We start from the raw sequence: 11,646 nt of genomic DNA on the forward strand, positions 1-11,646 counted from the left end.
TCGGGGTGCTAAGCCACAGTTGTTACCAAGCCTCTAAGGTCAAGCTTCCATCGACGCCTTTTGAGGCAGATCAAAGAAGTCGATGAAACGGGCGAAAACCCCCGCGTCGCCTCGAACCTCCATCCCGCCGTCCGCCGCCAGAGCCTGTGGCGGGACCTTGCCATAGACCGCCGCCGCCACCAGCGGGGGTTGAGTGACCACGGTTACGTCGACATCCTCGATCCCGCCGCGTCGCGGCTCCAGCCGCCCGCCCGCGATCGACACCCGGAACACGTCCTCGCCGAAGACGAAGCCCAGGGTCATGGCCGCATCCCCAGCCCGGCGCGCGTCGAACATGGTCTTGAACGACAGCATGATCGACACCGCGCTGATCGGCAGGGTCGGGTCATGCGCCGGCGACCGCGCCGCCCACCCGCCCAGAAGAATGAAGACCGGCTCGATCTCATAGCCCCAGTCGGTCAACTCATAGACCTGGACCGACGCCGGCGGCGGCAGTTTGCGACGCCGCACTATGCCCGACGCCTCCAGACCCTCCAGCCTCTGGGTCAGGACATTGGCCGACAGGCCGCACAGGTCCTTCCTCAGGTCGCCGAACCGGCGTGGCCCCATCATCAGTTCGCGAATGACCAGCAGGGCCCAGCGTTCGCCGACCAGATCCAGCCCGTGCGCCGCCCCGCAGGCGTCATGATATTTGCGCCCAGACCGGTCAGTTACTTTTTCTAACTTCATGGTTGACTATCATAATCACTCGAGGCACGGTTGGCAAACAAGAGGAGAGGAAAACACCCATGAGCCAGCTGATCTTCATCAATCTGCCCGTCGCCGACCTCGACCGTTCCATCGCCTTCTATGAAGCCGTCGGCGCGGCGCAAAACCCCGTGTTCAGCGACGAGACCGCCGCCTGTATGGTGATCTCGGACGTGATCCACGTCATGCTGCTGACCCACGACAAGTGGCGAACCTTCACCGACCGCCAGATCCCCGACGCCCGGGTCTCGGCCCAGTTCGCCCTGTGCCTGTCGCAGGACAGCCGCGCCGCCGTCGACGCCGTGACGGCCAAGGCCGGGGCCATGGGCGTCGTCATCGATCCCAATCCGATCCAGGACCACGGCTTCATGTACTGCCGCGGCTACGAGGATCCGGACGGCCATATCTGGGAAGTCATGTGGATGGACCCGGCCGCCGTCGCCGCCGGCCCGGAAGCCTTCGCCGCCAACGAAATGACCCCGGCCTGAGACGGAGTCCGATCATGTCCGCACTTCACGAACTGAGCGTCAGCCGCCTGATCAAGGCGTCCCCCGACACCGTCTGGAAGGTCTATGTCGAACGAACCGGCGAATGGTTCTGCCCCCGTCCCTGGACCACGCCCGTCGTTGACTGGGAGCTGAAGGTCGGCGGCCGGGCGAATGTCGAGATGCAGTCGCCCGAGGGCGAACGCTTCCCCTACGCGGGCGTCTTCCTGGATGTCGAACCGGGCCGCCGACTGGTCTCCACCGGCGCCCTGACCGAGGGCTGGATCCCCCAGGCCGGCGACATGAACTTCGTCCGCATCGACCTGTTCGAACCCGAGGGCGACGGCACGCGTTACACCGCCATCGCCCGCCACTGGGACGCCAAGGCCGTCGAAAGCCACAAGGCGATGGGCTTCGAACAGGGCTGGGGCGCCGTCGCCGACCAGCTGGCCGAACTGGCCGAGAACAGCTGAGGAGGACGGCCGTGCAGCTGACCAACTGCCTGGTGTTCGACGGCGATTGCCGCGAGGCCTTCGAGACCTACGCCCGTATCTTCGGCGGCGAGATCACGGCCATGATGTCCAACGCCGACATGCCGCCGGAGGCCCAGAACGCCTGGGCCGCCGAACGGCCTGACAAGATCGTCCACGCCTGGCTGCAGATCGGCGATCAGGCCCTGATGGGCAGCGACTGCCCGCCTGAATATCTGGAGCCCGTCGGCGGCTTCAGCGTCGGCTTCCACACCGACGATCCGGCCGAGGCCCAGCGGGTCTTCGAAGCCCTGGCCGAGGGTGGAAAGATCAAGGCGCCCTTCGGCCCGACCTTCTGGTCCCCGGCCTTCGGCATGACGATCGACCGCTTCGGCACGCCCTGGATGATCAACACCAACCCCAAGACCGCGGCCGCCTGAGCCGTCCGACCCGAAGAGGAGACGACCATGACCTATGTGAGCGGTTTCGTGATCCCGGTGAAGGACGCGGACAAGGACGCCTATCTGAAGTCGGCCCAGGCGGCCGGTCCCCTGTTCAAGGAACTGGGCGCCGTTGCGGTGTTCGAGAACTGGGGCGCCGACGTCCGTGACGGCAAGCTGACCGATTTCAAGATGGCGGTGAAGCTGGAGCCGGGCGAGACGGTCGTCTTCTCCTGGATCCTCTGGCCGGACCGCCCGACCGCCGATGCGGCCGAAAAGGCGATGATGGAGGATCCGCGCTTCGAGGCCCTGGGGATGCCGTTCGACGGAAAGCGGATGATCGTCGGCGGCTTCGAGACCCTCTACCAGATCTGACCCGGCGGGAATGGACGGCAAACTGCTTAGCTGCGATTCATTCCGTTCACCCCGCTTCAAGACTCGATACGGTAACGCTGGTTCTCCATTTGGGCGAGACCAGACATGCCGGCGTTTCAGACGACAGACCTCGCGCCCTTTGACCCGGCGCAGTTCTGCCGCGCGCTGGAACATTCGCCCATCGGCACTGCGGTGTTCAGGCCGGACGGCGTCTGGGTGGACGGAAACGCGGCGCTGCGCCGCTTCCTCGGCTATCGCCGGGACGAACTGGCGGCCGTCAATTTTCGCGACGTGACCCATCCCGAGGATCTGGATGCGGACCTGGCCCTGTTCGACCAGCTGAGGTCAGGCCATATCCCCTCCTACGAGATCGAGAAACGCTACCTCCGCAAGGACGGCGGCGTCGCCTGGGCCAAACGCACCGTCTCACTCGTGCGCGACGCTGACGGCGAACCCGCCTATTTCATCTCGCACGTCCAGGACATCGCCGCCCGCAAGGCCGCCGAGGCCGAGCGGCTGAAACTGGCCGAACGCGCCACCCTGGCGACACGCGCCGCCCAGATCGGCATATGGGAATGGGACCAGGCGACCGACGCCCTGTCCTGGTCGCCGGAGATGTACGACCTGTTCCTGACGCCGGAACCCGAGCGTCTGGACTTCGCCTTCTTCCATGACTTCATCCTGGAAGAGGATCGCGCGGCCCTGGGCCAGAACATCGCCGCCGCCCTGAACGGCGCCCATCTCGACACCGAATTCCGCATCCGCCGTTCGGACGGCGAGATCCGTCACATCAAGGGTTTCGGCAGTCTGCAGCGCGGCGTGAACGGCGCGGCGGACCGCCTGGTCGGCGCCAATTGGGACGTCACCGAAATGCGCCGCCTCGCCGAACGGGCCGAGGCCGCCAACCAGGCCAAGTCCCAGTTCCTCGCGGTGATGAGCCACGAGATCCGCACCCCGATGAACGGCATCCTGGGCATGACCCAGGCCATGCAGGCCGACCCCCTGCCCGACGCCCAGCGCGAGCGGCTGAACGTCATCGCGGAATCCGGCGCGGCCCTGCTGACCATCCTCAACGACATTCTCGACCTGTCCAAGGTCGAGGCCGGCAAGATGGAGATGGAGAGCGTTCCCTTCGATCTGGCCGCCTTGCTGGACAGCATCCAGGCCACCTACGCCCATGTGGCCGAGGACAACGGCCTGGCCCTGACCGCCGACGTCGACCAGGCCGCCGGTCTGTATCGCGGCGACCCGACCCGGCTGCGCCAGATCCTGGGCAATCTGGTGTCGAACAGCCTGAAGTTCACGCCGTCCGGCCGCATCGACATCGCCGCGCGACGCGACGGCGACGCCCTGATCCTGTCGGTCTCCGACACAGGATCCGGCATGACGCCCGAGGTGATGGCCCGGATCTTCCGCCCCTTCGCCCAGGCCGACGCCTCGACCACCCGCCAGTTCGGCGGCACGGGCCTGGGCCTGTCGATCGTCCACGAGCTGGTCGAACTTATGCAGGGCCGGATCGTCGTCGACAGCCGCCCGGGCGAAGGCTCGCGCTTCACCCTGTCCCTGCCCCTGCCCTGGCTCGGCGACGCCGTCGAGAGCGACGGCCCCGCGCCGTCGGACGCCGTCGAGACCGGCGCCGCCCTGCGCGTCCTGGCCGCCGAGGACAACGCCATCAACCGTTTGGTCCTGGCCACCCTGCTGGGCCAGTTCGGCATCGAACCGACCATCGTCGAGAACGGCGCCCAGGCGGTCGAGGCCTGGCTGAACGGCGCCTGGGACGTGATCCTGATGGATATGCAGATGCCCGTCCTGGACGGTTTCGGGGCCACCCGCGCCATCCGCGAACGCGAGGCGGCCCAGGGCCTGCCCCCCATCCCCATCATCGCCTTGACCGCCAACGCCATGCCGCACCAGCGCGACGAATGCCTGGCCAGCGGCATGGACGCCGTCGTGGCCAAGCCCATCGATATCCGCGCCCTGATCTCGGCCCTGGAGACCGCCGGCCGTCGCGACGCCGTCGAGGACGAACGCGCCGTGGCGTGAGGGCGCCCTCTACCGGCAGAACCGCGTATCGGTCGCCTCGAGGTGCAGGTGGTCGTGGTGGACGGCGTTGTAGTCGGGGCTCAGCACCGTGCCGAACACCCGGCAGGCGTCGTCGCGGATACGGCGCAGGAAACGGGCCTCGGGCGCATCGCCGGACCAGTCGGCGGTCACGCTGATGCGCCGCCCGTCCCTCAGCCGCACCCCGGCGAAGTCTAGGGCCGCCGCCTGCGAATGGGCGCTGATCCGGTTCGAGCCGACGCCGTTGTTCACATTGCGACAGGCGTAGGCGCCCATGTGGTCGATCTGGACCACGTCCGAGCCCAGGATCTCGCGCGCCGCCGGCTCCAGCGACTGCCGCCGCCAGATGCTCAGGGCCAGGGCCGTCTGACAGGTCATCTCGACATCGCCCGGCGCCAGCCGCGCCACCGTGCCCAGGTCCGCCCCCAGGGCCCCGCCCCGGCTAAGACCGCAGGTCGCCGTGTTCTGTCGATCCGGCACCGGACTGAAGCGCACCCGCGCCGCCGTCAGTTGCGCCATGCACTGGCCCAGGTCCGCCCCCTCGCGCACCACCGCCGCCCGGGTCCCGCCATTGATCGGCAGGTCGATCAACGCCCCCACCAGGGGCGCTTCGGGTCGGGAGGTCGGATAGGGATAGGTCGTCGACGGCGGCGGCGCGAAGTCCGGCAACATCCGGCCGCAGCCGGCCAGCAACAGGGACACGACGATCAGGGACGTACGAACGGAGACACGCATCGCCGGGACGCTAGTCGAATTCGCCCTGTCGCCGCATCACGAGACGGCGAGCGCGCAACGAAAAAGGGCGGCTCCTGCGAGCCGCCCTTCGTTCGATCTCAGCTGTCCAGGAAGGACCGCAGCTTCCGCGACCGCGACGGGTGTTTCAGCTTGCGCAGCGCCTTGGCCTCGATCTGACGGATCCGCTCGCGCGTCACCGAGAACTGCTGGCCGACCTCTTCCAGGGTGTGGTCGGTGTTCATGCCGATGCCGAAGCGCATCCGCAGAACCCGCTCCTCGCGCGGCGTCAGCGAGGCCAGCACGCGGGTCGTGGTCTCGCGCAGGTTCGACTGGATGGCGGCGTCGATGGGCAGGACGGCGTTCTTGTCCTCGATGAAGTCGCCCAGGTGGCTGTCTTCCTCGTCCCCGATCGGGGTTTCCAGCGAGATCGGCTCCTTGGCGATCTTCAGGACCTTGCGCACCTTCTCCAGCGGCATGGCCAGTTTCTCGGCCAGTTCTTCCGGAGTCGGCTCGCGGCCGATCTCGTGCAGCATCTGGCGCGATGTGCGGACGATCTTGTTGATCGTCTCGATCATGTGCACCGGGATGCGGATGGTGCGCGCCTGGTCGGCGATCGAACGGGTGATCGCCTGACGGATCCACCAGGTGGCGTAGGTCGAGAACTTGTAGCCGCGACGGTACTCGAACTTGTCGACCGCCTTCATCAGGCCGATGTTGCCCTCCTGGATCAGGTCCAGGAACTGCAGGCCGCGGTTGGTGTATTTCTTGGCGATGGAGATCACGAGGCGCAGGTTAGCCTCGACCATTTCCTTCTTGGCCTGACGGGCCTCGCGCTCGCCCTTCTGCACGGTCTGGACGATGCGGCGATAGTCGTCGATCGGCAGGCCGGCCTCCAGGGCCACGGCCGCGACGTCGGCGCGGATGGTGGCGATCTGGCTGGCTTCGTTGTCGCTGAACTTGGTCCAGCGCACGCCCTGTTCCTTGATCCGGTCGGTCCAGGTCGGATCCAGCTCGGCGCCGAAATAGGCCTTGAGGAATTCGGGACGCGAGATGCCGTAGCTGTCCGCCAGGCGCAGCAGACGGCCTTCCAGACCGATCAGCCGCTTGTTGATCGCATACAGCTGCTCGACCAGGGCCTCGATACGGTTGTTGTTCAGCTTCATCGTCTTCAGACGGTCCGAAATAGCCGTCGTCAGGGTGCGATAGGCCTTCTCGTCCTTGGCGCTCAGAACCTCGCCCTTCAGGCGGGTCTGCACCAGCTTGTCCTGCAGGCCGCGGAACTCGCCGAAATCGGCGGCGATGAGGTTCAGCACCTCCATCACCCCGTCGCGCAGCTCGGCTTCCAGCGCCGAGATCGACATGCCGCCGCCGTCGTCGAAGTCGTCCTCGTCGTCATCGTCCGACTCGGGCTTGTCTTCGGCGGCCGGCTTTTCCTCGGCCTCTTCTTCCTCTTCGCTCTCCGGCTGGGCGGCGCCCGGCAGGGAGGAGGGGTTCAGAACGCCATAGGTGGCGTCGAGGTCGATGACCTCGCGCAGCAGGATGCGGTTGTTCTCCAGCTCGTCACGCCACACCATGATGGCCTCGAAGGTCAGGGCGCTTTCGCACAGACCCGAGATCATGGCGTCGCGGCCGGCCTCGATCCGCTTGGCGATGGCGATTTCGCCCTCGCGGCTCAGCAGCTCGACCGAGCCCATCTCGCGCAGATACATCCGCACGGGGTCGTCGGTGCGGTCATAGGCGGCCTTGGCGGGCGCCTCGGCCACGCCGGTGGAGGCGGCGGCGGCGACGTCGGTGGACTGCTGCTCCTGCGCGTCCTCCTCGGCCTCGACGACATTGACGCCCATCTCCGACAGCATGGCCAGGGTGTCCTCGATCGCGTCGGGGGTCACCTCTTCCGACGGCAGGACCTTGTTCAGTTCCTCCATCGTCACATAGCCGCGGGCTTTCGCCTGCTTGATGAACTTCTTGACGCCGGCGTCGGTCAGATCGAGCAGGGGCCCGTCGGTCGAAACCTCGGCGTCCTGCGTTTCGGTCTGTGCATTCATAGTCAGTCAGTCTCCATCCGGAGGGGGTGATCAATCCGCCCCGGCGAAAATATAATGCCTGTCGAGCCGTAAGGTTACGCGCTCGCTCTGTCTTCCCAAATCTTTCCAGCGTCGGTCGCATGACGAAACATCGCCCGCGCGACAGTTAAGTCGGCGGAACCCTTCGTCTTGCCGGGCGCACGAAGCGCCTGCGACCATCGGACCCTTGCCGCGGCGAGGGGCGCATTTGCGACCAGGAATGGCGAGCCGGGCTTTGCCGCCGCCTTCTCGACCTCGCGCGCTAAGGCGTCATGATCCGATCAGGCCAGATGGCGTCGCTACGCGGCAGAGTCAAGGCGTGGTCGCATCAATCGCCGCGCAACCAGTTTTCGACGCGCTGACCCGGCACGCGCGAGAACTCGCGAACCTACGATCAGCATCTACTGTTTAAAGATCGACCGGCTCGGGAAGAGGATCGTCAATCTCGCCGATCTCTTCGTCGATAGGCTCCATCGTCGCCAACACGGCTAGAAGCCGTTCGACCGATCCCATCTGCGGCCCGGCCGCCTCAATGATCAGCCGCCCGCCTTCCTGACGCACCACCGCGCCGGCCGGAGCGGAGACGCCGCTCGGCAGGTGGATGACCTGATGGTCGCCGTCGCGCGTGATCCTGACAGGCTGGGAACCGTCCATGATCCGAGATTACTCCAGATCGCGCAGACCGCCAGTCGGCGCGCCTTAACCCAGGGTCGTCCAGAAATCGGGCGCGGCGAAGGAGCGGGTGATGGCGTCGCGTTCGGCCTTCAGCCGCACCAGGGCCTCGATCCCCGTGCCCTGGCTCAGGTCCTGTTTGGCGCTCTCCATGGCGCGGGACAGGGCCGCGAGATGGGTCATCAGGCCGAACACCTTCAGCCAGTGGGCCCGCGCCTCGGCTATGGGCAGTTCGGCCGACAGGAAGCTGGCGCCGGACTTGGAGGCGGCCTTCTCGATCTCCTTCAACAGGGGATCGAAGCCGGAATCGCGCAGACGATGGCGCACCACCGCCGCGTCGGACGGCTGACCCGACAGCCGCAGCCGCACCAGCTCCTGGGCCAACCCCTCCAGGGCGGCGTCGCCGAAGCCCTGGACGCTGACCTCTTCCAGATGGTCGTCCAGCCGTTCGATGTCGTCGATGGCGGCGTAGGCCAGGGCGGCGGCGACCGGGCTGACGGCGCGCGACAGGGACTGCATGGCCTGCGCCCCCTCGACCGTCTGGCCCAGTTTCGGCGGCGGGCCGAAACGGCCCCGCCCGCCCTGCCCCGGCTGCCACGGCGCCCGCGCGGGCGCACGGGGGAACAGGGCGTCGAACCGCTCGAACAGGTCGCGGCGATACTGTTCCGCCAGATCCTTGTCCTGGATGGCCGAGGCGGTGTTGCGCAGCCGCGCCTTGAATCCGGCCTTGCGCTCGGGCGTGTCCAGCGGCTCGGCGTCCTGTTCGCGGCGGAACAGAACCTCGGCGAAGCCGTGGGTGTCGGCCAGGGCCTGGCGCAGGGCCGGCGCCCCCTTGTCGCGCAGGATGTCGTCGGGGTCCTGCCCGCCGCTGAGCAGGCTGAACCGGAACGACCGACCGGCCTTCAGCAGGGGCAGGGACCGTTCGATGGCGCGATAGGCGGCGCGCAGCCCGGCCGCGTCCCCGTCGAAACAGAGCACCGGCTCGGACGAGATCCGCCACAGCCGTTCCATCTGTTCCTCGGTCAGGGCCGTGCCCATCGGCGCCACGGCCGGCAGGCCCGCGCGCTGGCAGGCGATGACGTCCATATAGCCTTCGACCACGATGATGGCCTGGTCGTTCTTGGATTCCGCCCCCAGGATCCGCCGCGCCTCGGGCAGGCCGTAGAGGGTCGCGCCCTTGTGGAAGAGCGGGCTCTCCGGCCCGTTCAGATATTTGGCCCTGTCGTCGGGGTTCATGGCCCGGCCGCCGAAGCTGACGATCCGCCCCCGCGCATCCAGGATCGGGAACATCAGCCGGTCGCGGAACCGGTCGTAGGGCTGGCCGCCGCTCTCCGGCGAGATCAGCAGTCCGGCGTCGACCAGATCGGCCGGCCGCGCCCCGCGCTGGATCAGGGCCTGTTTCAGCCCCTCGCGGTCGTTCGGCGCATAGCCCAGGCCGAACCGCTCCCACTGATCCTCGGGCAGACCGCGCTTTTCCAGATATTCTCGGGCCGCCTTGCCGGGCGTGCGGCGCAGATTGGCGGCGAACCATTTCTGGGCCAGGTCCATCCATTCCGACAGACCCAGCCGTTTCTGCTCGCGTTCGGCCTCCTTGGGATCCTCGGCCGGCAGTTGCATCCCGGCCTCGCCGGCGAGCCTCTGCACCGCCTCGACGAAGCTGAGCCGCTCGGTCTCCTGCAGGAAGGAGATGATGTCCCCGTGTTTCCCGGACGAGAAGTCGTGGAAGAAACCCTTGTCGTCGTTGACGAAGAAGGACGGCGACTTCTCCTTCGAGAAGGGCGACAGGCCGACATATTCCCGGCCCTGACGCTTGAGCTTCACCGTCCGCCCGATCACGTCGGACGGGCGAAGGCGGGCCTTCAGTTCATCGATGAATCTTTCGTCGAAACGCACCCGGCGATCCTTAAGCCCTGCGGCCCGTCACGTCGATGATCGGTGGAGAAGGATCAGGCGGTTCGCTCGGGCATCCCCCGAGGTCCGAACGAACCGCCGCATCGCTTGAGGCGTAAACCGCAGCGTCCCCCAACGCCTTGGCTTAACGAAGTCCTAACGCCTCGCGGACCTGCATCTGACGTCCAGATGGTTGTGCTGTCGATAGGCCGGATGCGGCGCCGCTGCTGATCAAGGCGAGACTGTGTCCTTTTCGCCGCGCAACGATCCGATCACCGACGACCGAAGGGCACCACCTTGTTGGCGCCGTCATGCCCGATATCGGCGGTTCCGAGGTAGGGTATGCCCGACCTCAGGCACCAGTAGCGAACGATCTCCTCCGGACTCTGGCCGAAATCGGGATCGTTTGGCGTGACATCGGAAACACGCCCCAGGCGAATACCAGCCACACGTCGAATGGATTCCTGACCTGTCAAATGAAACATCATCCGGTCCACGCGGTAGGCGGCCTCGGACACCTCTTCCAGCATCAGGACATGGCCGCTCAGATCGGGCTCCAGCACCGTGCCGACCAGCTGGTCGATGATGGTCAGATTGAAGGCGGCGGCCGGGCGCGGGTCTTCGGCCAGGGACGGTTCGATCCAGTCGGTGCGCCCGGTCGTCAGCCAGGACAAAGCCCCCTTGGCCGTCTCGTCGTGTCGCACCGAATCCGACGCCATCGGCCCGTGCGCCAGATGCTCGAACCCGGCCCTGTACATCCCGGCCAGCAGGCTGCCCGCGTCGGAATAGCCCATATAGCGTTTCTTGCGCGCCACGGCGTCCAGCCGGGGAATGACCGACTCGGCGATCCGGCACGAACCGTAACCGCCGCGCGCGAACCAGATGGCGTCCAGCCTCGGATCATTGGCGAACTCGACGAAGGCGTCGGCGCGGGCCCGGTCGTCGCCGGCGAAATGACCGTGTTTCAGAAAACAGGCGGGATGGAAGACCACCGCCACATCGCCGTCCGGATGGTGCTGCGCCATCCAGTCATTGACCTGATCCGCCCGCTCCTTCGAGAAGCGCGAGCTGGCGCAGACGATTCCGATCTTGAACCCGTTCTTCACGCCGCCTCCAGCGCCGCCAGCACCTCGGCCGTCGAACGGACGCGCGAGATGCGCGGCAGGATCTGGGTGATCGAGAATTCGTGCCACTCGGCCGAGAAGGTGCTGCAGGCGTTTTCAACCACCACCATGCCGTAGCCCAGCGACCAGCCTTCGCGGACCGTCGATTCAACGCCCATATTGGTCGCCACCCCGGCGACGAGAACGGTCTCGATCCCCAGCCGGCGCAGATACAGGTCCAGGTCTGTGCCATGGAAGGCGCCCCACTGGTGCTTGGTCACGATCAGGTCCGGCTCCAGCGCCAGAACCTCGGGCCGCAGCTCGGCGAAATCGGCGGGCAGTTCGCCCAGGTGCGCCGCGTCGATCGCCCCCTTGGGCGCCAGTTCGCCGTTCGGCCCGAAATCGACCCGCACCGGCACGATCCGCCCGCCCTTGGCCTTCAGGGCGCGGGCCAGGGCCAGGTTGCGTTCGACCACATCCTCGACGGCGTGAGGGAAACGGTCGGCCGACAGTATCCCCTTCTGCAGGTCGATCATCACCAATGCGGTCTTGCGGGGATCGAGTTCCAGGGCCACGACGTCTCCTGACGGAATCAATTTGCACCA

12 protein-coding genes are annotated in these 11,646 nt (G+C 66.8%); 5 read left to right on the top strand and 7 right to left on the bottom strand.

Features of this window, described 5'->3' with window-relative positions; all coding sequences use genetic code 11:
* Nucleotides 1-39: 39 nt before the first annotated feature.
* A complete protein-coding gene (locus tag ACIQ1T_RS02800; protein WP_395942965.1) occupies nucleotides 40-729 on the bottom strand; it encodes a winged helix-turn-helix transcriptional regulator in 690 nt (229 codons plus the stop codon).
* A gap of 59 nt (nucleotides 730-788) precedes the next feature.
* On the opposite strand from ACIQ1T_RS02800, the gene ACIQ1T_RS02805 reads away from it, so the two are divergent.
* From ACIQ1T_RS02805 to ACIQ1T_RS02825, 5 genes are all read left to right on the top strand, one after another.
* Nucleotides 789-1,235, top strand: coding sequence for a VOC family protein (locus tag ACIQ1T_RS02805; protein WP_395942966.1), 447 nt, complete (start codon nucleotides 789-791; stop codon nucleotides 1,233-1,235).
* A gap of 14 nt (nucleotides 1,236-1,249) precedes the next feature.
* The gene (locus ACIQ1T_RS02810; RefSeq protein WP_395942968.1) at nucleotides 1,250-1,705 is read left to right on the top strand and encodes an SRPBCC family protein; all 456 of its coding nucleotides are present in this window, start codon (nucleotides 1,250-1,252) and stop codon (nucleotides 1,703-1,705) included.
* A gap of 11 nt (nucleotides 1,706-1,716) precedes the next feature.
* A complete protein-coding gene (locus ACIQ1T_RS02815) occupies nucleotides 1,717-2,142 on the top strand; it encodes a VOC family protein (RefSeq protein ID WP_395942970.1) in 426 nt (141 codons plus the stop codon).
* Nucleotides 2,143-2,169: 27 nt separating this feature from the next.
* Nucleotides 2,170-2,517, top strand: coding sequence for a DUF1428 domain-containing protein (locus ACIQ1T_RS02820; protein WP_395942971.1), 348 nt, complete (start codon nucleotides 2,170-2,172; stop codon nucleotides 2,515-2,517).
* A gap of 105 nt (nucleotides 2,518-2,622) precedes the next feature.
* Complete coding sequence (locus ACIQ1T_RS02825; protein ID WP_395942973.1) at nucleotides 2,623-4,560, top strand: ATP-binding protein; 1,938 nt, start codon at nucleotides 2,623-2,625, stop codon at nucleotides 4,558-4,560.
* A gap of 9 nt (nucleotides 4,561-4,569) precedes the next feature.
* On the opposite strand, the gene ACIQ1T_RS02830 is transcribed toward ACIQ1T_RS02825, so the two are convergent.
* From ACIQ1T_RS02830 to ACIQ1T_RS02855, 6 genes are all read right to left on the bottom strand, one after another.
* On the bottom strand, nucleotides 4,570-5,313 hold the full coding sequence (locus ACIQ1T_RS02830; protein ID WP_395942974.1) for an extensin family protein: 744 nt from the start codon (nucleotides 5,311-5,313) through the stop codon (nucleotides 4,570-4,572).
* Between the two features lie 98 nt (nucleotides 5,314-5,411).
* The gene (rpoD, locus tag ACIQ1T_RS02835) at nucleotides 5,412-7,358 is read right to left on the bottom strand and encodes an RNA polymerase sigma factor RpoD (protein WP_395942976.1); all 1,947 of its coding nucleotides are present in this window, start codon (nucleotides 7,356-7,358) and stop codon (nucleotides 5,412-5,414) included.
* A gap of 426 nt (nucleotides 7,359-7,784) precedes the next feature.
* Entirely contained in the window at nucleotides 7,785-8,030 is a 246-nt protein-coding gene (locus ACIQ1T_RS02840) for a hypothetical protein (protein WP_395942978.1), read from the bottom strand.
* Between the two features lie 45 nt (nucleotides 8,031-8,075).
* Nucleotides 8,076-9,941 carry a DNA primase gene (gene dnaG, locus ACIQ1T_RS02845; protein ID WP_395942979.1) on the bottom strand — a complete coding sequence of 622 codons (1,866 nt, stop codon included), beginning with the start codon at nucleotides 9,939-9,941 and terminating at the stop codon, nucleotides 8,076-8,078.
* A 269-nt stretch (nucleotides 9,942-10,210) separates the two neighbouring features.
* On the bottom strand, nucleotides 10,211-11,044 hold the full coding sequence (locus tag ACIQ1T_RS02850; RefSeq protein WP_395942980.1) for an LD-carboxypeptidase: 834 nt from the start codon (nucleotides 11,042-11,044) through the stop codon (nucleotides 10,211-10,213).
* Nucleotides 11,041-11,616, bottom strand: a complete 576-nt coding sequence (locus tag ACIQ1T_RS02855) for an isochorismatase family protein (protein WP_395942982.1) — start codon at nucleotides 11,614-11,616, stop codon at nucleotides 11,041-11,043. The genes ACIQ1T_RS02850 and ACIQ1T_RS02855 overlap by 4 nt, the downstream gene beginning before the upstream one ends.
* Nucleotides 11,617-11,646: the final 30 nt, after the last annotated feature.

Origin of the sequence: Brevundimonas sp. (genome assembly GCF_044336875.1) — a bacterium.
Classification (GTDB): domain Bacteria; phylum Pseudomonadota; class Alphaproteobacteria; order Caulobacterales; family Caulobacteraceae; genus Brevundimonas.

Excerpts from the sequence above, each read along its gene's own strand:
- ACIQ1T_RS02800 (WP_395942965.1), bottom strand. The coding sequence starts at position 729 with ATGAAGTTAGAAAAAGTAACTGACCGGTCTGGGCGCAAATATCATGAC.
- ACIQ1T_RS02805 (WP_395942966.1), top strand. The coding sequence starts at position 789 with ATGAGCCAGCTGATCTTCATCAATCTGCCCGTCGCCGACCTCGACCGT.
- ACIQ1T_RS02810 (WP_395942968.1), top strand. The coding sequence starts at position 1,250 with ATGTCCGCACTTCACGAACTGAGCGTCAGCCGCCTGATCAAGGCGTCC.
- ACIQ1T_RS02820 (WP_395942971.1), top strand. The coding sequence starts at position 2,170 with ATGACCTATGTGAGCGGTTTCGTGATCCCGGTGAAGGACGCGGACAAG.
- ACIQ1T_RS02825 (WP_395942973.1), top strand. The coding sequence starts at position 2,623 with ATGCCGGCGTTTCAGACGACAGACCTCGCGCCCTTTGACCCGGCGCAG.
- ACIQ1T_RS02830 (WP_395942974.1), bottom strand. The coding sequence starts at position 5,313 with ATGCGTGTCTCCGTTCGTACGTCCCTGATCGTCGTGTCCCTGTTGCTG.
- rpoD (WP_395942976.1), bottom strand. The coding sequence starts at position 7,358 with ATGAATGCACAGACCGAAACGCAGGACGCCGAGGTTTCGACCGACGGG.
- ACIQ1T_RS02840 (WP_395942978.1), bottom strand. The coding sequence starts at position 8,030 with ATGGACGGTTCCCAGCCTGTCAGGATCACGCGCGACGGCGACCATCAG.